Here is a 21720-nt window from a genome sequence, read left to right as displayed (position 1 = left end):
GTGTGAGAGCTGGTGCTGGAGTGACCTGTGATGCGTGTCATATCGAACGTGGGTGCAGATTGCATCGAGTCGGGGCACGTAGCTTGCAGGCAACGACGATCTTGAGTCCACGGGGGACATGATGACCGCGTCAGCCAGTACGGGACCGATGACGTTCGCCCAGGAGCGGCTGTATGTCAGCAGTGAGGCGGAGGGGCATGACGTCTACCTGGTGACCGTGGCGATGCTCATCGACGGTGACCTCGACGTCGAGGCGCTGCGCTGGGCCGTCCAGGAGGTGACGGCTCGTCATGACTCGCTGCGGGCCACCTTCGTCTTCGAGGGCGGAGCGCTGGTCCAGCGGATCCCGGACCGATCGGCAGGGCCCTCGTGGACGGTCACCGAGGCCGATCCGGCCGCCGAGCGGGCGGATGCGGTGCGGGAGTTGGCCGGTCGGCTGAGCGCGCCGCCGTTCGATCTGGCGGCCGGACCGCTGGTCCGCTGGGGACTGACCCGGATCGGCCCGGGGGAGTTCGGGCTGGTCATGGTGGCCCATCACATCGTGTGCGACGGCTGGTCGCTCGGTGTGATCTTCCGCGACCTCGAGACCGCGTACGCGGCACGCGTGACGAACCGTGGAGAGCGGCTCTTCGACGCCGAGGCACCCAGTCCGCTCGTCTGGGCGGAGCGCGAGCGCGCGTTATGGGCGGAGGGTGACGCCTCGTCGGCCGATCTCGACTTCTGGCGCGGTCACCTGGCCGGGATGAGGCCTCTTTCCCTGCCGACCGACCTGCCGCGCCCGGCGGTTCCCAGCGGTGCCGGTGGATCCCTGCTGGTGCCCCTCGACGAGGAGTTGGTCACCCGGCTGCGCGACACCGCACAGCGGGCGGGCGCCACCGTCTTCATGGCCTTCGCCGCGACCTACGCGACCGTCCTGGGCCGGTACGCCGACCAGGACGACGTGGTGATCAGCAGCCCGGTCGCGGGCCGGAACTCCGAGGAGGAGCAGTCCCTCGTCGGATGCCAGATCAACATGGTCCCGCTGCGCCTGGACGTCTCCGGCCGTCCGGGCTTCACCGACCTGCTGCGCCGGACCCGAAGCGCCGTACTCCCGGCCATGGCACGGCAGAACGTGCCCGTCGATGTGCTGGTCCGGGAACTGGGCCTGCGCGGGGCCGCCGGACGATCGCCGCTCATGCAGTGCTCGCTGGCCGTACAGAACTTCGACGCGGCACTGCCGGAGCTCGCCGGAGTGACGGTCACCGAAGTCGAGGTGCACAGCGACAGGGCGAAGTGGGACGTGGCCCTGACCGTCGATCTCTCGGGTGAGCACCCCTCCCTGCGGCTCGAGTACGACGCCGACATCCTGCTCGCGCCCAGTGCCGAGACCCTGGTGCGCCACCTGCTGGCGGCGCTGCGGCACGCGGTGGAGTCGCCCGACGAGCCGCCCCGGATGGTGGACGCCGAGGAGGCCGAGTACCTCACCCTCGGGGTGAACCCGACGCCGGCCGCGGCCGAGACCGAGAGCGTGCTCGCCCGGTTCCGGCGAGCCCGCACGGCCCACCCCGACCACCCGGCGGTGACCGACGGGACGACCACGCTGACCTACGCGGAACTCGACGCCCACGCCGACCGGGTGTGCCGAGAGCTGCGCAGCGCCGGAGTGGCACCGGGCGCGCGGGTGGGTGTCTGCGGACAGCGGAGCCCCTGGAGCGTGGTCGCGATGCTGGCCGCGTGGAAGGCCGCGGCGACGTACGTACCGCTGGACCCCGCAGGCCCGAGCGAGCGCCTGCGGTCGATCACGGCGCGAGCGGGGATCGGCCTGGTCCTGGCCGACCGGGCGAGTCGACCGGTGCTCCAGGAGTGGCTGCCCGCTCTGGACTGCCTCGTGGTGGATACGCGGGAACACCTCGCAGCTCCCGCACTTCCCGCAGCCCCTGCCGACGTCGTCGACACCCCGTCACTCGAGGAGAGCGCCCCCGAACAGGCCGCGTACGTCATCTTCACCTCCGGCTCGACCGGGGAGCCCAAGGGCGTCGAGGTGCCGCACTCCTGCCTCTCCCAGCTCTTCGTCGGCCGGCCCGCCGGGCTGGAGACGGACCGGACGGATGTGTGGCTGTGCACGCACTCGTTCGCGTTCGACTTCTCGGTCTGGGAGATCTGGGGTCCGCTGACCACCGGCGGCACCTGCGTCATCGCGGGGAACGACCAGGTGCGCGACCCGGCGGCGCTCGCCGCACTGGTCGCCGGGCGCGGGGTGACGGTCCTCAGCCAGACGCCCGGCTCGCTCTACCGCCTGGCCCCGGAACTGACCGCCGCGGCCCGGCCGGACGAATCGCAACTGCGCTACATCGTGCTCGGCGGCGAGGCACTCGACTGGGACCGGCTGGCCCTGCTGCTCGGTGACAGCGGCCTCGACGCCACCGTGGTCAACATGTACGGGATCACCGAGGGGACCGTCCACGTCACCGCGCGGCCGGTCCATACCTCCGCACTCGACTCGGTGCCGACGAACTCGATCGGTGTTCCGCTCCCGCAGGCCCGCTGCTACGTGCTCGACGAGTACGGCGAGCCCGCCGGACTCGACGTGCCGGGCGAGCTCTGCATCGGAGGCGGGCACGTCGCCCGCGGCTACCTGAACGACACCGCGCAGACCGCGGAACGCTTCACACCCGACCCGTTCCGCGCCGGCGCAATGATCTACCGCACCGGCGACCTCGCCCGCTGGCGCACCGGCGGCGAGCTCGAGTATCTGGGACGCGACGACGACCAACTGAAGGTGCGGGGCCACCGCGTGGAACCCGCGGAGGTCGAACGGGCCGTGCTGCGGCTGCCCGGACGGCGCCGCCCGTCGGCCTGCGCCGTCTTCGCCCATGACGACACCCTGGTCGCCTTCGTGGTCGTCGACGGGCCCTTGCCGGAGACCGAACTGCGCGATCACCTGCGGTCGGTGCTCCCGCCCTACCTCCGGCCGAGCCGCTTCGTCCAGCTCGACAGCATTCCGCTGACACAGAACGGGAAGGCGGACCGTGCCCGCATGTTCGGCCTGCTGTCCCGAGAGCAGCCGATCGACGAGCAGCAGACCGACGAGCGGACAGCCGTGTCCGGGTGCGTTCCGGTTGCCTCCCGGGGACGGGACCTCGCGGACCTCACGCGGACCGTGCTGGCGACCTGGCAGGCGGTGCTCGAACAGTCCGGCATCGGGCTGGACGACAACTTCTTCGACGTGGGCGGACACAGTTTCGCCCTGCTGAAGGTCCACGAGGCACTGGGCAGGGCCGGTCTGGAGATCAGCGTCACCGATCTCTTCCACCACACCACTGTCCGAGCCTGCGCCCGGTTCCTGCACGGGAAATACGGCACCTCCCCGGCGGACGGGACAGAGCTCCTGCCGACGGGCCGGTCCTCCGGTCGCCGGCGCCCCGTCGACGGGCGCATCGCCGTGGTCGGCATGGCGGCGCGGCTGCCCGGCACCGGCGAGGATCTGGACGCGTTCTGGCGGATGGTGGTGGCCGGTGAGCACGCCGCCGCCCGCTTCGGCGAGGAAGAGCTGCGCGCCGCGGGCGTGCCGCGCAGCAGCCGCGACGCCGCGGGCTATGTCCCGGTGCGAGCCGCTCTCGACGATGTCCGGGGATTCGACCGGAAGTTGTTCGGCTACTCGCCGCTGGAGGCGTCCCTGCTCGACCCGCAGCAGCGGATCCTGCTCGAGTGCGCCTGGCGCGCGCTGGAGGACGCCGGGTACGCCCCTGCGGGGCCGGAGGAGAACCGCACCGGTGTCTTCACCGGAATCGGCGGCAACGCCTATCTCCAGGAGGTGCTCGCCAACCCGAAGATCTCGCAGAACGCCGGGCCCCTCCAGGTGGTCATCGCCACCGACAAGGACTTCGCGTCCACCCGCATCTCCTACAAGCTCAACCTCCAGGGGCCGAGCATCACGGTCCAGACCGCGTGCTCGACGTCCCTGGTCGCCACGCACATGGCGGTGCAGAGCCTGCTGGCGTACGAAAGCGACCTCGCCCTCGCGGGCGGCTGCTCGCTCGCGCCGCCCTCCCGGCACGGTTACGTCCACGAGCCCGGCGGCATCTTCTCCCCGGACGGTCTGTGCCGGCCGTTCGACGAGCACGCCGAGGGCACCATCCCCGGTGACGGGGCGGGCGTCGTCGTACTGAAGCGGCTGGAGGACGCACTCGCCGACGGGGACGTCGTCCACGGCGTCATCCTCGGGTCCGCCGTCAACAACGACGGTGCCCGCAAGGTCGGTTACACCGCACCCGGCCCGTCCGCCCAGGCCGGGGTCATCCGCGCCGCCCTCGAGGTGGCGGGGGTCCCGGCGGAGTCGATCGGCCTGGTGGAGGCGCACGGCACCGCCACCAGACTCGGCGACCCGGTGGAGGTCTCGGCTCTGCGCGAGGTCTTCCTCGACGAGGCGCGGGACGCGGAAAACACTCCGCTGTACGTCAGCGCCGTGAAGTCGAACACCGGTCATCTCGACGCCGCGGCCGGAGTGGTGGGCCTGATCAAGGCCGTACTCGCCGTACGCCACGGCACGGTGCCCCCCATCGCGAACTTCACCCGCCCCGCCGAACGGCTCGCCTCGGAGGGAACCGCACTGCGTTTCCCCGCCACGCCACTGCCATGGCCACAGGGGCCTACGCCCCGGCGCGCGGGGATCAGCTCCTTCGGCATCGGCGGGACCAACGCCCATGTCATCGTGGAGGAACCGTCCGCCAAGGCCGCCGACAACGCCGACAACGCCAAGTCCGCCTCGGCTTCGGCCTCCTCCACCCCCGAGCTTCTGACGCTCTCGGCCGCCGACGAGGCCGCGCTGGGGCGGGCCGTCCATCGCCTGGCCGACCATCTGGAAGCGAACCCAAGCCTCTCCCTCGCCGATGTGGCGTACACCCTCCGCGTCGGCCGGGCTCGCCTCCCCTGGCGTGCGGCGTTCGTCGCCCCGGACACCGCTCGGGCACCGGCCCTGCTGCGCCGGGCGACACTCGGCCAGGCCGGCGTCAGCGCCGGATCGGGCGCGGTGCTGATGTTCCCCGGCCAGGGCACCCAGCGACCGGGGATGGGGCGTGCCCGCTACGACGCCGACCCGGTCTACCGTTCCTGCGTCGACGAGGGACTTGAGGCCGTCGACCCCGCTCTCCGGCAGGAGGTCGCGGACACGCTGCTCGTCCGGGCGGACTCCGCGCGCGCCGACGCGCCGGACGGCTCCATGAGCACGCTGCTCGCCCAGCCCTGCCTCTTCCTGGACCAGGTCGCCACGGCACGGAGCCTGACCGCCCGGGGACTCGAGCCGCGGGCGCTCGTCGGACACAGCCTCGGCGAACTGTCCGCGGCCTGCGTCGGCGGAGTCCTCACCCTCGCGGACGGGATGACCGCGGTGATAGCGCGGGCACGGCTGATGGAGGCCGCGCCGCCGGGTGCCATGGCGGCCGTCGTCGCACCGGCCGAGGACGTGGCGGAGCTGCTGGCCGAGGGCACGGCCCTCGGCGTCGGCGGACCCTGCGAGGAGACGGCCGGTCCGGTCATCGCGGCCCACAACGGACCGCACTCGACGGTCGTCTCCGGCCCGGCCGAGAGCATGACCGCCTTCACGGACCGCTGCCGGGCGGCCGGACTGACCACCGTACGGCTGCGCACCTCGCGCGCGTTCCACTCGCCGAGTATGGCCGTCGCAGCGGCCGACTTCGCCGGCGTGATGGCCGGACTCGGCCTCAACGCCCCCCGGACACCGCTGTTCTCGGGCGCGACGGGACGCCGGCTCGGCGATTCCGAGGCCGTCGACCCGCGGTTCTGGGCCTCGCAGATCCGCCTGCCCGTGCGCTTCTCCGACGCGGTCCGCGCCCTCTCGGACGACCTCTCGCCCGCCGTCTGGTGGGAAACGGGAGCGGGCTCCACGCTGCAGGGGCTCGTGAGCGACATCCTGCGGGACCGCAAGCCGCTGCTCGCCGGGTTCGACCGGCCACGGCACGGCGTGTCCCTCGCCTCGGGGCTGGAAGCCGTCGGGGAGCTGTGGCGCCGGGGGCTCGGCGAGCTGTGGCGGGACGAGGGCGAGAGCGTCCGGAGGGTGTCGCTCCCGACGTACTCCTTCACCCGGGAGCGGTGCTGGATCGAGCCGGAGGCCACCGTGCCCGCCCCGCGCGAGTCAGACGTTTCGCAGGACATAGAGATCGACGAACCAAGCGACGTGAAGGAAGTGGAGGCGGCCGTGAGCGACGTGACGGGGGACACCGACTCGGTGCTGAGCGCCCTGTGGTGCGAGGTGCTGGGCGTCGATGCGGTGAGCCCCGAGGACGACTTCTTCGACCAGGGAGGGCACTCGCTCGCCGCGCTGCGGCTGAGCGCCCGCATACGCGACGCCCTGGGGCTGGAGATCAGCCTGGACTCGTTCTTCGACGAGTCGACCTTCGGCGGGCTGGCCCGGGTCGTGCGGGAACGGCTGGGTTCACCGGCACCGACCGCACCGCCGCGCGCGCAGACCCCGGCGGCACCTGTCACGGTCACACCGGCGTCGGTGACTGCCGCACCGGTGCCCGTGCCGACGGAGCACCGCCCGACGGCGGCCGGCGACCTCACCACCAGCGTCTACTTCTTCTCCTCCGCACAGGGCGACCTCGGATCCGACTACGACCTGATCCTGGCCGCAGCCCGCGAGGCGGACGCGCTCGGCTACGAGGCGATCTGGACGCCGGAGCGGCACTTCCACGAGTTCGGGGCGCAGTACCCCAACCCGGCGGTGCTGAGCGCGGCGCTGGCGACGGCCACCGAGCGCATCCACGTCCGGGCGGGCAGCGTCATCCCCGCGCTGCACAACCCCCTGCGCCTGATCGAGGACTGGCGGATCGTCGACCGGATCTCGGGCGGCCGGATCGGGGTGTCCTTCGCCCCCGGCTTCCACCCCAGCGACTACGTGCTGGCCCCCGACCGGTTCGCGGGCCGCCGCGACACCTTCGAGGACGATGTCCGCCGGATCCGCACGCTCTGGTCCGACGGCGTCGCACCGGACGCCGTCGACGGCACGGGCGGCACGATCCAGGTGTCCCTGTACCCGAGGCCCGTCCAGCCGGTCCTGCCGACCTGGCTGACCGCGACCTCGAACGACGAGAGCTTCCGCCGGGCCGGCACGCTGGGCGTCAACCTCCTCACCGCCCTGCTGGAGCTGAAGACCGACGAACTCGCCGACAAGATCCGGATCTATCGCAAGGCGCGCGAGGAAGCCGGGCACGACCCCGAGACCGGCCGCGTCACTCTGATGGTCCACTGCTACGTGGGCGAGTCGGAGGACATGGTGGAAGAGGTCTGCCACGACCCCTTCCTGCGCTATCTGCGCAGTCACACCCAGCTGCTCGGCACGCTCACCGCCGCCCTGCCGGAGGAACGGATCGACCTGGACCGGGCAAGCCCGAGGGACGTCGACGCCATTCTGCGGCGCGCCTACCGGAAGTTCCGCGGCGAGCGGGCCCTGCTGGGCGATCCGGCCACGGTGCGGCAGCGGTGCGAGCTCCTGCGGGAGGCCGGAGTGAACGAGATCGGCGCCCTGGTCGACTTCGGCCTGACACAGCGCCAGGTACTGGGCAGCCTGCGGCGGCTGGCCAGGCTCCGGGACGACATGGCGGGAACCGGCGCCGCGACAGCCACCCGATGAGCGGCGTGTTCAGAAGGTTCCTGACCGCCACCGCCGTCTCGGACACCGCCAACGGCGTCTTCGCCGTGGCGGCGACGATCACGGCGGCCGCGGCGTCGCACTCGGCGATGGCGGTGGCCGCGGTCACGGTCGCGGCGACTCTCCCCTGGCTGATCGTGGCGGTGCCGGCCGGTGTCCTGGTGGACCGGATCGGGGCCGTCCGCGCGGTCACCCTCGCCAACCTCGGACGCTGCGTGGCCATGTTCGGCCTCGCGGGACTGATCTGGGCCGACGTGGCGCTCGCGGTCACCGTCCCGGTGCTGGTCTTCGTGGTCTCCTGCCTCCAGACCGTGGTCGACACCGCGGCCGAGGTCGTGACGGCGAACGCGGTCGACGACGCGCGCCGCACCCGGGCGAACGGTCTGCTGGCCGTGTCGACCCGGCTCTTCTACCAGTTCCTGGGACCCGCCCTGGCGGGCGTGCTGGTCGACGTCGACCATGTGCTGCCCAGCGTGCTGTCCGGTGCGGCGTGCCTGGCCGCCGCGCTGGTCGCCGCCCAGCTGCCGCGCACCGAAGCCGGAGTGCGGTCGGACTCGGGCGAAGGCTCCACCGGTTTCTGGGACGGGGCGAGGATCGTCTTCTCGCAGCCGATCCTCGCGACCATCGTCGCCGTGGGCGGTCTGACGACGATCGCCAACAGCATCTTCTTCACCCTCCTCGTGGTGTACGCGATCTCGCCGGGCCCCCTCGGACTGTCCGCCTCGCAGTACGGCTTTCTCGTTGGCGCCATCGGGGTGGGCGCGGCCGTCGGGGCCCTGATGACCCACCGGGTGGAGCGGTGGCTGGGCCGGAGCACGACCCTCACCCTCACCCGGGTGGGCTGGGCGCTGGTCTTCGCGGGCCCGCTGTTCGCCGAGGGATTCCCGCTGACAGCCGTCATGACGGTCGGCAGCGCGCTCGGCGGCATGTGGTCGGTCGAGTCGATGTCCGTACGGCAACTCACCGTCAGCCGGGCGGACCTGGGCCGCGTCAGCGGTGCCTCGCGGATGCTGACCTATGGGATGACACCGGTCGGTTCGGCGATCGGCGGCACCGTCGCGCTCGCCGTCGACGCCCAGGTCCTCTTCGCCGTGTCCACCGCCCTGACCCTGCTGACCATCATCCCGATCCGGGCCTACCTGTCCGATCGGGCGATCGAGGCGGCGACCCGGAGGCCCGAACCCGACGCCGAGAAGGTGCCGGTGTCCGACTGCGAGGGGGACAACACCCAGTGAGCACCGACGCATCGCGTCCCGTGCCGACGACCGAGGCCTGGGAGCCGCTGCTCGACGAGGCGCTGCGCCATGCCACACGTCCTCCCGGCACCTGGGCCGACGCCACCTTCGGCGAGCTGGGCGGCTCCTCGCTCCAGGCGTACCACCTGGTGGCGCTCGGCGAGCGGCGGCTCGGCCGGGCACTGGACCTGAAGCTGCTGCTGAGCGGCGCCCGGCTGGGTGACGTACTCGCCGACGCGCGGCCGGTGGCCGACCGGCCCGTCTCGGTGCCGCCCCCCGGTGACCGACCGTTGCTGCCCGGTCAGTCGCAGATGCTGACGGCTCATCTGGCGGGACGCGACGCGACGTACCGGCTGATGTTCTCCGTGGTGGCCCAGGACCTCGACACCGCGCGGGTCACCGCCGCGCTGCGGGCGCTGGCCGCACGGCACGAGTCCCTGCGGACACGGTTCGTCGCCGAGGGCGACGTGTTCGCCCGGCGGGTCCTTCCGCAGTGGCCGGTCCCGCTGCGCGAGGTGGAGCTCCCGCCGGGCGGCGGCAGCCTCGCCGAGCGGATGGAGGCGCTGGTCGGCCCGGCCGCCGGAAGGTTCCTGCGGCCCTTCGAACAACCGCCCTGGTGCGCGTTCATCGGCCGCTCCGCCGCTGTCGGTGACGTCCTCACCCTGGTGTTCCACCACGCGATCGTCGACGGATGGAGCATCGGCGTCCTGCTGCGCGAGTTCTCGGAGTGCTACGGCAAGGGCCGGATCGAGGACCCGAACACCCCTGTACCGGACTCCTCGCTGTCCCGGTACCAGGCCAGGGCGGAATCGGGCCGACTCGCCGAAGACCTCGGCAGGGTCGCCGAACGGCTGGCCGGAGCGCCGAGCGACCTCCGGCTCCCTTGGGCGGCCGGGGGAGAGGACGGGCTGTTCGCCCCGGACGGCAGCCGTCTGCTTTTCGTACTGCCGCCCGATGTGCGGGACGCCGTCGAGGCCGTGGCGCGGCGGGCCGGTGTACGCCGCCCGGTCGTCCTGCTGGCGGCCTGGGCCCTGGTGCTGGGGCGCCGGGCAGGCGTCGACGACCTCGTCCTCGGGATGCCCGCGAGCGGGCGTTTCCGCGCGGACCAGTTCGACGCGGTCGGTCTGCTGACCCGGGTGGCACCGGTCCGGCTCCGGCTGGAGCCGGAGCTCACGGTGGACGGGTACCTCGCCCGGGCGGCCGCCGACTACGACGCCGCGATACGGGACTCGGAGGCCCCGTACGAGGACATCGTGCGCCACCTCGACGCGCGCCCGGTCCGCGGCTCCAACGCGCTGACCCCGTTCGCCTTCGCCGCGCACGACGAACTCGTCCCGGCCACCCTCGACCTCGCCGGAACACCGGCCGAGGTGGTCGAAGGGCACTGCCGTGGCGCGGTGTTCGACGCGATCCTCTACCACCGGCGCTGGGGAAGCGAACCGGCCCTCGCCCTGGAGTACTCGCACTCCCGGGTCGGACCGCAGACCGCCACCGCGCTGGCCGGCGCGCTGCTCGCGACACTGCTCGAGTTCGAGCGGACCCCGGACGCACCGATCAGCGGGCTCACCGGACTGTCGGCCGCCGAACGAGCCCGGATCGCCGCGCCGAGGCACTGCACCCCCGACACGACGGACGGGCCCGAATGCCTGTGGGAGCGCTTCGTGTCGACCGCCGGGAGGAGTCCCGATGCCGTCGCCGTCACCGATCCCGCCGACGGCCACACGCTGACCTACCGCCGGCTCGAACAGGCCGCCACGCGCTACGCGTCCGTCCTGCACGACGCGGGTGTCCGAGCCGGGGACCGGGTGATCATCCAGGTCGACCGCTCGGCCGCGGAGGTCGTCGCCGTACTGGCGGTCCTGCGGACGGGGGCCTGCTACGTCCCCGTGCCGCAGCAGATGGCCGGCACCTGGCGCGACGAGGTGCTCCGCGTCACCGGGGCCACGGTGGCCGTGGCCTCCGCCGACCACTGCCGGGACTGGCCGCGGCACATGCGGCTGGTGGCACCGTGGTCCCCCGACACGGCTCCGTACGAGGAGACCGGGGCGCTCGCGGAACCGCACCCGCGCGCCGGGGACAGCCCGGCCTACATCTCGTTCACGTCCGGGACCACGGGTACGCCCAAGGGAGTCGAGATACCCGACCGCGCGGTGATCCGCCTGGCCGCGGACACCGGCCTGCTGCGCCCGGCGGACGACGAGGACCCCGGTCGCCGACGCTCGATGCTGCGCATGGCACCCCTGGCCTTCGACGCCTCGACCCTGGAGCTCTTCCACCCGCTTCTCAACGGGGACCGGATCGCGATCCTGCCACCGGGCCCCGCCTCGCCCCGGGCGATCCGCGCCTTCCTGCGGGACGAACAAGTCACCCACGCCTGGCTGACCTCGGGGATCTTCCGTCTGGTGGCCCAGTACGACGCCGCCTCGCTCGGCTCGCTGCGCCAGCTGCTGACCGGCGGGGACGTGGTCTCACCGGACCATGTCCGGGCCGTCCTGGAGGCCTCGCCCGGACTGTGGGTCACCAACGGGTACGGCCCGACGGAGAACACGACGTTCACCACCGTCCACCATGTGACCTCGGCGGACGAGGTCGGCGACGCCGTTCCGATCGGCCGGCCCATCGAAGGCACCGGAGTTCTCGTGCTCGACGAGACGGGCCGTCCGGTCCCGCCGGGGGCCGACGGCGAGCTGTACGCCACCGGCCTGGGCCTGGCCCACGGCTATGCCGGGGACGCCGAGCGCACCGCCGCGGCCTTCGTCACCGTGCCCTGGCTCGCCGGCGAACGCGCCTACGCCACCGGGGACATCGTCCGCTGGAACGAGGCCGGAGAGCTGCTGTTCCGGGGCCGCCGCGACCGGCAGATCAAGGTACGCGGCCATCGGGTCGAGCTCGCCGCGCTCGAGTCGCACATCAGATCCTGGCCGGGTGTCGTCGACGCGGACGTGAGCGCCGTCGGCGACGACCCCACCGACCGTGCCGTCCTCGCCTCGGTCGTCGGCCCGGAGCGGTCCGCTCTGCGGCGGCTCGTCCCCTCGCTGACGGACACCTTCCCGTCGTACGCGCTCCCCGGCCTGTGGTGCCTCGTGCCGTCCCTGCCCCTGAGCCGCAACGGCAAGGTGGACACCGACGCGCTGGCGGCCCGGGCGCTGACGACCGAGCGCTTCCTGGCCGAGAGCCCCGCACCGGCCGCCCCCACGGCACCGGCCGCACCCGTGCCGGGCGAGGCCCCGGCGGAACCCGACCCGCCCTCCCCGGCGCCGTCCGAGGACGCCGTCGTGGAGCAGGTCGCCGATGTCTGGCGGCACCTTCTCGGCGGCGACGACTTCCACTACGACGAGGCGTTCTTCGACGCGGGCGGCGACTCCATGCAACTGACCGAGATGCGCAACGCGCTGCGCAAGCGATTCCCGGGAGTCCGGATCACCTCGGTCGACATCTACCGGGCCCCGACGGTCAACAAGTTGGCGGCCCGCATCAGGGAGGGCATGCGCGGTGCGTGAAGCGGAGACGGAGACGGAACCGATCGCCGTCATCGGCGTGTACGCCCGTACCCCGGGCGCGGGCGACGATCTCGACGCCTTCTGGCACATGGTGGCCGAGGGCCGGGAGGTGGTGACCGCCCTGTCCGACGCCGAGCCGGTGGCGGAAGGGGCGACGACCGCCCCGGCCGTCGGTAGCCGGTCCGACCGGGTCGCCCGGCGCGGAGTCCTCGCGGACATCGGGCAGTTCGACGCCGAAGCCTTCGGCATGCCCCCGCGGGAGGCCGAACTGACCGACCCTCAGCACCGGCTGCTGCTGGAGGCCGCGTGGGTGCTTCTGGAGCGGGCCGGGCACGGCACCGGCGGCGGGCGCGACGGCCGCGCCGGCAGTCGGGTCGGCGTCTTCGCCGGCGCGGGCCTGAACTACTACCTGCTGCGCCACATCCTCACCGATCCCTCGATCGAGCAGGCGGAGGGGCTGCTGCCCCTCGTCCTGGCGAACGACCGGGACCACCTCGCCGCCAAGATCGCCTATCGGCTCGGTCTGACCGGCCCGGCGATGACCGTGCAGACCGCCTGCTCGACCTCTCTGGTCGCCGTGCACCAGGGCGTCCGGGCGCTGCGCGGCCGGGATGCCGACCTGGTGCTGGCCGGTGGGGTGAGTGTCGAACTGCCGCAGGACGAGGGCTACTCGGTCACCTCGGGCAGCGTGCTCTCCCACAGCGGCCGCTGCCGCCCGTTCCAGACCGGCCGGGACGGCTCCGTACCGGGCAACGGTCTCGGCCTGGTCGCCCTGCGGCGGCTCGGAGACGCGCTCGCCGACAACGACACCGTCCTGGCCGTGATCCGCGGCTCGGCGGTGAACAACGACGGCGGCGACAAGGCCGGATACACCGCTCCGGGATTCGCGGGCCAGGTAGACGTGTTGCGCACCGCCTACCGGGACGCCGGAGTCGACCCCGCGACGGTCGGATACCTGGAGGGACACGGCACCGGCACCGAGGTCGGCGACGACATCGAACTCGCCGCACTCGCCGAGGTGTTCACCCGCGATGGGGAGGACGAACCGCTGCCGCTCGGCTCGGTCAAGGCCAACATCGGGAATCCGGGCGCGGCCGCCGGGGTGATCGGCCTCATCAAGACGGTGCTGGCCCTGCGCCACGGCGTCCTCCCGCCTCTGGTGGGCGCCGGTGACGATGCCGCCGCGGACGACCTGCCGGACGGCTTCGTGCTGGACCCTGCCGCCCGGCCGTGGGCCACGGAGCCGGGCGTGCCGAGACGGGCCGGGGTCAGCTCGTACGGCATGGGCGGAACCAACAGCCATGTCGTGGTCGAGGAGTTCCGGCCCTCCCCACCCGGGCCCGAGGAGGACCTGGCGGCGGCGCTGATCCCGCTCTCGGCGAGGGGAGAGGAGGGAGTGCTGCGCTACCGGGACGCCCTGGCGGCCCACGTGGCCGCCCGTCCCGGCCGGGTCGGCGATGCCGCCCGCACCTTCACCTCCGGCCGCCGCCGCTTCCCCGTACGCCTCGGCGCGGTGCTCACCCCGGACGGCCTGGCCCGCGAGTCCCTCCAGGACGCGCCCCGCCGGGCACCTAGGAAGACACCCCCGATCGTGTGGGCCTTCGGCGGCCAGGAGGCCGGCGTGCGCGGCGTACTGGCGGGTCTGTACCCCCGTTACGCCGTGGTGCGCGATCGGGTGGAGCAGGTCCTCGCCCACCTGGGGGAGGAGGACGGAACGAGGATCCGCGCCGTCCTGCTGGACGAGACCGACCGTGCGGCGCCCTCCGCCGAACTGGCCCAAGTCGCCTTGTACATCAGTCAGTTGGCCATGGCCGACCTCCTGGCCTTCCTCGGCGTCGCACCCGCCGCCGTACTGGGCCACGGCATCGGGGAGTACACCGCGGCCTGTCTCGCCGGCGAGTTCCCGGCGGTCGTGGGCGCCGACCTGCTGGCGAATCCCGACCCGGAGGGTGCCGACAGTCTCGCCCTCAAGCCGCCGGCCCTGCCCGTCGTCTCCGCGTGCACCGGCCGGGCAGTGGATCAGCGGAAGGGCCGCGACCCCGGCATCTGGGCCGCCGGGCCGCCGCAACCCGTGCGCTTCCCGGACGCCGCCCGCACGCTCACCGACATGGTGAAGGGCGCACTGGTCGTCGAGATCGGGCCCGGCCGGTCGCTGAGCGACCGGCTCCGCCCGCACATCCGGGACGACGGCCTGTACGACGTGCTGCCGATGCGGCCCGCCACAGGCCTGGTGTCCTTCCTCACCCAGCTCGGCCGGCTCTGGTCGGCGGGGGCCCGGGTCGACCTGGAACGGGCCAACGGGGCCGACGGCTACCGCCGGGTGCCCCTGCCCACCTACCCGTTCGACCGGAGGCTGCACTGGATCGACGCACCCCGCCCCAGGGCGCCCGCCCCGGCCGCCCGGCAGAGCGGCAACGGCAACCTCGCGTCGACCGAGGCGGAGGCGGAGGCCGGGACGCTGTCCCTGGTGCTCCGCGCCTGGGAGGAGACGCTCGGCCTCAGGGACATCGAGCCCGATGCCGACCTGTACATGCTCGGCGGGGACTCCTTCACCCTGGTCCGGCTGGCCGTCCGGCTCTCGCGGAGCTGCGGCCTGGAGATCCCGGCGAGGAATCTGCTCGGCGTCGACCTGACGCCCCGCGCCATGGCCGATCTGATCGACGAGATGACCAACGGGACGCAGGGGGAAGCGAGTCGACCGTGACGCAGCACGAAGTGATCGAAGCACAGCGCGTCACGGTGGAGGCCCCCGACCGGGCCTCGGCCGCCCTGGCGGCCGCCGTCGTGGCGGCGCGGGTCTGCCACACCGGGCACGTCACTGTCGAGGTCGGATCGGACACCTCCGGCGAGGGGACGAGCGTGCCCCTGGCGGACGGCGGACACCAGGCGGTGACCCGGCTCGCCGAGGCGATCGGTGAGCGGTGCCGACGGGGCACGGTCCGGCTCGACGTGCACTGTGACAGCTGCCGCGAGGGCGCGGCAGACCACCGGCCCTGCCGACTCGAACTGCCGGACAGCGGGAAGGACGGGCTGCCGACAGTCGTCCACGGGTGCGGTGGGACCTTCACCCGATGGGCGCCCGAGCGGACAAGGACCCTGCTGGAGCGGCTCGTTGCCACTCCCGAGGCCGGTCTCGACCATCTGGTGGTCGCCGGCGCGGAGGAGCGCCGGATGCTCCTGTCCCTCGGGGGAGCGCGGGTGGCCCGCCCGCCGTCCTCGCTGCACGATCTGATCGTGCGGACGGCCGAGCTCCACCCCTCACGGGTGGCCGTCACCGCCGGGGACGAGTCGCTGACCTACACGGAACTCCTCGTCCAGGCACGCGCGTTCGCGGACCGGCTCCGGGCCGAGGGCGTCCGTCGAGGCGACGTGATCGGAGTGAGCACCTGGCGCTCCGTGGAACTCCCCGGGGTACTGCTGGGCATCCTGCTGGCCGGCGGGGCGTATCTGCCGCTCAGCCCCGAGGCACCGCCCGCCCGGCTCCGGACCATGATCGAAACGGCCGGGGCGCGGATCGTCGTATGTGCCGAAGAAGCCGCGGGAAAGGTACGGCAGGCCGCGCCGGACGTGACCTCGCTGACCCTGTCCGGCGTACGGCTGTCAGGGCCGCCCTCCGCCGGGCCGGTCCCCGGAGCGGCAGGTGAGCTCCGGGCCCGCTCGGACGACCCGGCGTACGTCCTGTTCACCTCCGGCTCGACCGGGCGCCCCAAGGGCGTCGTCGTCCCGCACGGCGCCATCGTCAACCGCCTGCTGTGGATGCAGGACCACCTCCGCCTCGACGGATCGGACATCGTCCTCCAGAAGACCCCGTTCGACTTCGACGTGTCCGTGTGGGAGTTCTTCTGGCCGTTGCTCGTCGGGGCCCGCCTCGCGATGGCCCCGCCGCTCGCGCACCTCGACCCGGAGGAGATGGCCGAGACCCTCATCCGGGAGGAGGTCACGGTCGCCCACTTCGTGCCCTGCGTCCTGGAGCAGTTCCTGCGGGAGCCGCGGGCCGGGGAGTGCACCCGGCTGCGCCGGGTGCTCTGTAGCGGTGAGGTGCTCCCACCCGCGCTGGCGAACCGGGCGGCCTCGACGCTGGGGGCCGGTGTCCACAACCTCTACGGACCCACCGAGGCCGCGGTCGACGTGACAGCCTGGGACTGCCGCACACCCGAGCCGGGCCCCGCCGTGCCGATCGGTGGGCCGATCGACAACGTCAGCGCCTACGTGCTCACGCCGAACGGTGAACCCGCGCCCTTCGGAGCGGTCGGCGAACTCCATCTGGCCGGGGCCTGCCTAGCCTCGGGGTACGCCGGTGCTCCGGATCTCACCCGTGAGCGGTTCGTTCCCGACCCCTTCGCGACCGGGCCGGGCGCACGGATGTACCGCACGGGCGACCTCGTCCGGTGGTCCACCGCGGTGTCGTCCGCCGACGGCCGCGCGGTCCTCGACTACCACGGACGGATGGACCAGCAGATCAAGATCCACGGGGTGCGCATCGAGGCGGGGGAGGTCGAGCACGTGCTCGACCAGCACCCGAAAGTGCGGGCGAGCGCGGTCGTGAAGACCGAGGGACCCGGCGGGGACCGGCTGGTCGCCTGTCTCGTCGTCGACCCCGCCGACCCGCCAGGCCGGGCGGAGCTGCGCCGTCACGCGCTGGACCGTCTCACGCCCGCCATGGTCCCGACCCGGTTCACCGTCCTCGACCGCTTTCCGATGACCGCCAGCGGCAAGATCGACCGGTCGAGGCTGCGCGAGCTCGGTCGGCAGGGCGGCTCCGAGCCACAGCAGGAGGCGTTCCCGGCATGAACTCCGTTCTCTTCCCACTCGACCCCGGCCTCAGGCAGCAGGAGCCACCGTCCGGACTCCCGCTCGTGGTCGTGCCGCACGCGGGCGGGACCGCGCACGCCTTCCGCGGCTGGACGACACCGGCCCGGACCCGGGGGCTCGAGGTGTTCGGCACTCGCACGGTGACGCCCGCCGCGGGCTCCCCGGCTCCGAGTGTCCGGGACCGGGCCCACAGACTGGCCCAGTCCCTGGCCGAACTCGGTGAGCGCTATGTCCTGGTGGGCCACAGCCTCGGCGGACTGATCGCCGCGGAGGCGGTCCTGCACCTGGAGCGGCACCATCCCCACGCGGTACCGGCGCTGCTCGTCGTCTGCGCCACCAACCCGCCCCAGCTGCACCGACCGATGCCCGTGCCGAACGGAACCGAGGCGGAGGCGGTGGACTTCCTCCGCGGGGCGGGCGGCACACCGGCGGCCGTGCTCGAAGACCGCGGCATGCGTGAACTGGCCGTCGCGATGCTCCTGGGAGACCTCACGTCGCTGCGCGGCTTCGCATGGGACGGCCGTCGTCTCACCACCCCCACCGCCGTGTACGCGGGCCGCACCGACCCGCTCGCCCCGCCCGAGTCGCTCGCCCGCTGGACGGGCGCCGCCGAGTCGGTGACGACCCGGGACTTCGACAGCGGTCACTTCTTCCCGCACGACCGGACGGCGGAGGTGCTCGACGCGATCCGGCTCGATCTCGCCGGCCGCGACGCATCCCGGGTCATCGGTCGCCCCCACCACGCCCACCGGCCCTGACCTCTGGAGCTCCGCCATGTCCCGCATCGAGACGCCGCTGTCCTTCGGCCAGCAGCGCATCTGGTTCGTCGAGCAGGTCGCGCCCGGGAACGTCGCCTACATCAACCCCGATGTCAGGATTCTGCGCGGTGCGCTCGTCGTCGACGCGCTCGGCGCCGCCGTCCGGACGGTCGTCGAGCGGCACGACGCCCTGCGCACCAGGATCACCCCCGCGACCGGTGGTCAGGAGCCCATGCAGTGGGTCGATCCGCAGGCCGGGCAGCCGCTGGAAGTGGTGGAGATGTCCGCCGCGGACCTGTCCACCGACGCCCTGCGGCCGGACATCGAGGCCTTCGTACGGGAAGCCGCCGGACGGCCCTTCGACCTGGCGTCCGAGTCGCCGATGCGCACCTACCTGCTGCGCTGGAGCCCCAAGCTGCACGCGCTGGTCGTGATCGGGCACCACATCGCGCTGGACGGCTGGTCCCTGACCAACGTCATCGAGGAGATCGCCCTCTTCTACAACCGCGAAGTCGGCGCCACGGACCAGAAGCCCCGGGAAGTGACGGTCCAGTACCCCGAGTTCGCCGCATGGCAGCGGGAGCACCTCGACGAGGACCGGATCCGGGAGGAGACCGAGTTCTGGCGCGGCTACCTGGAGGGAGCCCCCGCCGAGATCGAGCTGCCCTGGGACCGCCCGCGTCCCGAACGCCGCGACATGACCGGCTCCATGATCAACATCATGCTGCCCGACGAGATCCACGACGCGGCCCGGCAGCTCGCCTCCACGGCACGCTGCACCCTGTACATGGTGCTCGCGGCGGCGCTGTCCGTGGTGCTCACCAGATACTCCGACCAGCGGGACGTCGTGCTGGGCACACCGGTCGCCGGAAGGACCAGGACGGAGTTCGAGTCCACCGTCGGACTCTTCCTGAACCTCATCTCGGTCCGGGTCCAGGTCGACGACGAGGCCTCCTTCCTGGACCTGCTCAAGTCCACCCGCAGCTCCAGCCTGAAGGCGATACAGCACCAGGAACTCCCGTTCGACCAGGTCCTCCAGGGCCTGTCGGTGCAGCGGCAGGACAACGTCTCGCCGGTCTTCCAGGTCTCGCTGTCCGTCGCCAACCTGCCCGACCTGCCCTTCGAGCTGGCCGGTCTTGAGCCCACCGAGCACATCTGGGTCGAGCTGAGCGGGTCGCGGTACGACCTGACGACCACCTTCGTGCCCGAGGCTGGCGGCCTGCGCCTGCGGCTCCAGTACGACACGGCCCGCTTCGACGAGAGCACCCTGCGCACCCTGGTCTCCCACATCGGCCAGGTCCTGCTGCAGGCCGCCGGCACACCGTCGGTGCGGGTGGCGGATCTCGACCTCGCCTCCGAGGAGGAGAAGAACCGGGTGGGCGAGTTCTCCGGGCTGGGCACCGTCGAAGCCGCGTCCCGGCCCGTGCCGGACGTCCTCACCCGGTTCGGTCGGGCAGTGCGGGCCTCGCCCGACCGGCTCGCGGCACGATCCGCGGACGACACCCTGACCTTCCGCCAACTGGACCGGGAGGCCGACTCGTTCGCCGACGCACTGGCCGCCGAGGGCATCGGCCGCGGCGATGTGGTCGCGGTCCGTCTGCCGCGCGACCTCGACTTCCTGGCCACCGTGCTCGGCGTGTGGAAGCTGGGTGCGGTCTTCCTCCCGCTCGACGCCGCACACCCCGCCCAGCGGATCGCCTTCATCCTCGACAACGCGAACGCCCGGCTGGTGGTGACCGACGAGGACACGGAGGCGGTGGAGGGGGTCCGCACGGTGAGCCCGGCCGGCCTGCGGGGGCGTACCGCCGAGCGGGCCGCCCGCCCGGAGGCCGAGGCCGAGATGACCGCGTACATCATGTACACCTCGGGTTCCACGGGTGATCCGAAGGGCGTGGCCGTCGCCCGCACCGCGCTCTCCGCCTTCTGCGCCGCAGCGGTCGACCTCCTCGGGTTCACCTCCGACGACGTCTCGCTGAGCCTGACCACCACGTCGTTCGACATCTCCCTGCTGGAGTACCTGGTTCCGCTGCTGGCCGGTGCGTCGGTCCACCTGCTCCCGGAGGGAGCCACCGACCCGGCGGCGGTGGGGCGGGCACTGGCGACGACTCCACCGGTGACGTACGTGGGCGGCACTCCCACCGTGTGGAAGTCCCTGCGCGAGGCGGGAGTCGAGGTAGCGGCCGGTACCAAGCTGATGCTCGGCGGCGAACCGCTGCCCGGCGAGTTCGCCGCCTATCTGGACGGGCGCGGGCTCGCGTACTGGAATTTCTACGGACCGACCGAGGCCACGGTCTACTGCACCGTCCAGAGCTCCGACGGGGGCGGGAAGGCCGACGCCGCTCCGGTCGAGACGACCTCCTGCGTCGGTGCCCCCTTCGGCCTCAACCGTGCCTACGTCCTCGACGCGTCCTACCGTCCCTGCCCGGTCAACGTACCCGGCGAGATCTTCCTGGCCGGCCCTCAGGTCGCCCAAGGGTATGTCGGGCAGCCGGAGCTCACCGCCAGCCGCTTCCCGCTCGACCGGATCGCGGCCGACGGGTACCGCCGCTATCGCACCGGGGACGCGGGGCGCTGGGACGCCCAGGGGCGGCTGCGCTTCCTGGGGCGGCTCGACACCCAGGTCAAGGTACGCGGCTTCCGGGTCGAGCTGGAGGAGATCGAGAAGCGGCTGGCGGAGTGCCCCGGCGTCGCCGACGCGGTGGTCGGCGTCGACCCGGAGACCGCCGACCGGCTGATCGCCGGCATCATCCCCGAGGGCGACGCCCTGCCCGAGGCGGCCGAACTGCGCGAGCGGCTCTCCCGGACGCTGCCCCCGTACATGATCCCGTCCCTCTACGTCAGGCTGGACGCGCTGCCGATGTCGGCCGCCGGCAAGCTCGACCGCCGCGGCCTGGCCGACACCACCGAGCCGGCGCCGGTGGCCGACCAGGACGGCGGCTCGCCCCACGAGCAGCTGATCCGTGGCGTGTTCCGGGACCTGCTGGGGCGCGACGACATCGGACGCGACTCCAACTTCTTCGAGCTGGGCGGGCATTCGCTGCTCGCGGTGCAGATGGTGCTGCGCTTCCAGGACATGTTCGGCGTCACCCTGGAGACGGCCGAGGTCTTCCGCTTTCCGACCCCGCGGACCTTCGCCGAGCGGCTCGGGCGCCCGGAGTTCGTTCCGGAGCCTTCCGTCCCGTTGCGGGCCGCGGGCGGCGAGCCGACGGTGATCTGCCTCCCGCCGGTCAGCGGCACGGCGTGGAGCTTCGTCCAGCTCCTGCCGTATCTCCCGAAGCACATGCCCGTCCACGGTGTCCTGTCGCCGGTCCTCGAGGCGGACGGGCGATCCGCCGATCCGGCCGCCGTACTGGACGAGTTCGTCTCGGCGGTGGAGGACATCGACGTGCTGGGACCGATCGTGCTGGTCGGCTGGTCCATCGGCGCGGCGCTGGCACCCGGCGTCGCGGCCGAACTCCAGGAACGCGGCCACCAGATCGAGCACGTGGTGATGTTCGACGCCGCCGACGTCGACCTCGCCGGGCCGCCGCCCCGGGTGTCCTGCGGTCTCACGCACTTCCTGGCCGCGGACCGCACCTCGGTCCTCGACGGGCGGTACTGGGAGAGCCACTTCGAGGGCGAGACGGACACGATCGCGACCGCCGCACCGCACCTGCGCATGCTCGACCCCGACAAGCTGGCCGAATCCGGGCCGCGGCTGCGGAAGAGGCTCATGGAATTCGGTGGCTGAGCCGGCCGGGCCGAAGGCCCGCCGCCGAGCCGCTGAA

7 protein-coding genes are annotated in these 21720 nt (G+C 72.7%); all 7 read left to right on the top strand.

Features of this window, described 5'->3' with window-relative positions; translation table 11 throughout:
• The first annotated feature begins 148 nt into the window (after positions 1 to 148).
• Genes ACZ58V_RS32385 through ACZ58V_RS32355 form a run of 7 tightly spaced genes read left to right on the top strand, consistent with a single transcriptional unit; the run spans position 149 to position 21683 of the window.
• Positions 149 to 7630 (top strand): hybrid non-ribosomal peptide synthetase/type I polyketide synthase, encoded by a 7482-nt coding sequence (locus tag ACZ58V_RS32385; RefSeq protein WP_471294506.1) that lies wholly within the window; start codon positions 149 to 151, stop codon positions 7628 to 7630.
• On the top strand, positions 7627 to 8883 hold the full coding sequence (locus ACZ58V_RS32380) for an MFS transporter (protein ID WP_468195592.1): 1257 nt from the start codon (positions 7627 to 7629) through the stop codon (positions 8881 to 8883). Before ACZ58V_RS32385 ends, ACZ58V_RS32380 begins: the two co-directional genes overlap by 4 nt.
• Positions 8880 to 12383 (top strand): amino acid adenylation domain-containing protein, encoded by a 3504-nt coding sequence (locus ACZ58V_RS32375; RefSeq protein ID WP_471294503.1) that lies wholly within the window; start codon positions 8880 to 8882, stop codon positions 12381 to 12383. The genes ACZ58V_RS32380 and ACZ58V_RS32375 overlap by 4 nt, the downstream gene beginning before the upstream one ends.
• On the top strand, positions 12376 to 15087 hold the full coding sequence (locus tag ACZ58V_RS32370) for a beta-ketoacyl synthase N-terminal-like domain-containing protein (protein ID WP_471294501.1): 2712 nt from the start codon (positions 12376 to 12378) through the stop codon (positions 15085 to 15087). Before ACZ58V_RS32375 ends, ACZ58V_RS32370 begins: the two co-directional genes overlap by 8 nt.
• On the top strand, positions 15084 to 17174 hold the full coding sequence (locus tag ACZ58V_RS32365) for an amino acid adenylation domain-containing protein (protein ID WP_468195585.1): 2091 nt from the start codon (positions 15084 to 15086) through the stop codon (positions 17172 to 17174). Before ACZ58V_RS32370 ends, ACZ58V_RS32365 begins: the two co-directional genes overlap by 4 nt.
• Positions 17171 to 17953 (top strand): thioesterase II family protein, encoded by a 783-nt coding sequence (locus tag ACZ58V_RS32360; protein ID WP_471294498.1) that lies wholly within the window; start codon positions 17171 to 17173, stop codon positions 17951 to 17953. Before ACZ58V_RS32365 ends, ACZ58V_RS32360 begins: the two co-directional genes overlap by 4 nt.
• Before the next feature lie 16 nt (positions 17954 to 17969).
• Positions 17970 to 21683 (top strand): non-ribosomal peptide synthetase, encoded by a 3714-nt coding sequence (locus tag ACZ58V_RS32355; RefSeq protein ID WP_471294496.1) that lies wholly within the window; start codon positions 17970 to 17972, stop codon positions 21681 to 21683.
• Positions 21684 to 21720: the final 37 nt, after the last annotated feature.

It is taken from the genome of Streptomyces sp. NPDC040589 (assembly GCF_055594445.1).
The sequence above is the reverse complement of the archived record's forward strand: the minus strand, read 5'-3'. Positions and strand labels throughout refer to the sequence as shown.

What these genes read in the sequence shown, in the direction of transcription:
- ACZ58V_RS32385 (WP_471294506.1), top strand. Translation starts at nt 149, where the DNA reads ATGACGTTCGCCCAGGAGCGGCTGTATGTCAGCAGTGAGGCGGAGGGG.
- ACZ58V_RS32380 (WP_468195592.1), top strand. Translation starts at nt 7,627, where the DNA reads ATGAGCGGCGTGTTCAGAAGGTTCCTGACCGCCACCGCCGTCTCGGAC.
- ACZ58V_RS32360 (WP_471294498.1), top strand. Translation starts at nt 17,171, where the DNA reads ATGAACTCCGTTCTCTTCCCACTCGACCCCGGCCTCAGGCAGCAGGAG.
- ACZ58V_RS32355 (WP_471294496.1), top strand. Translation starts at nt 17,970, where the DNA reads ATGTCCCGCATCGAGACGCCGCTGTCCTTCGGCCAGCAGCGCATCTGG.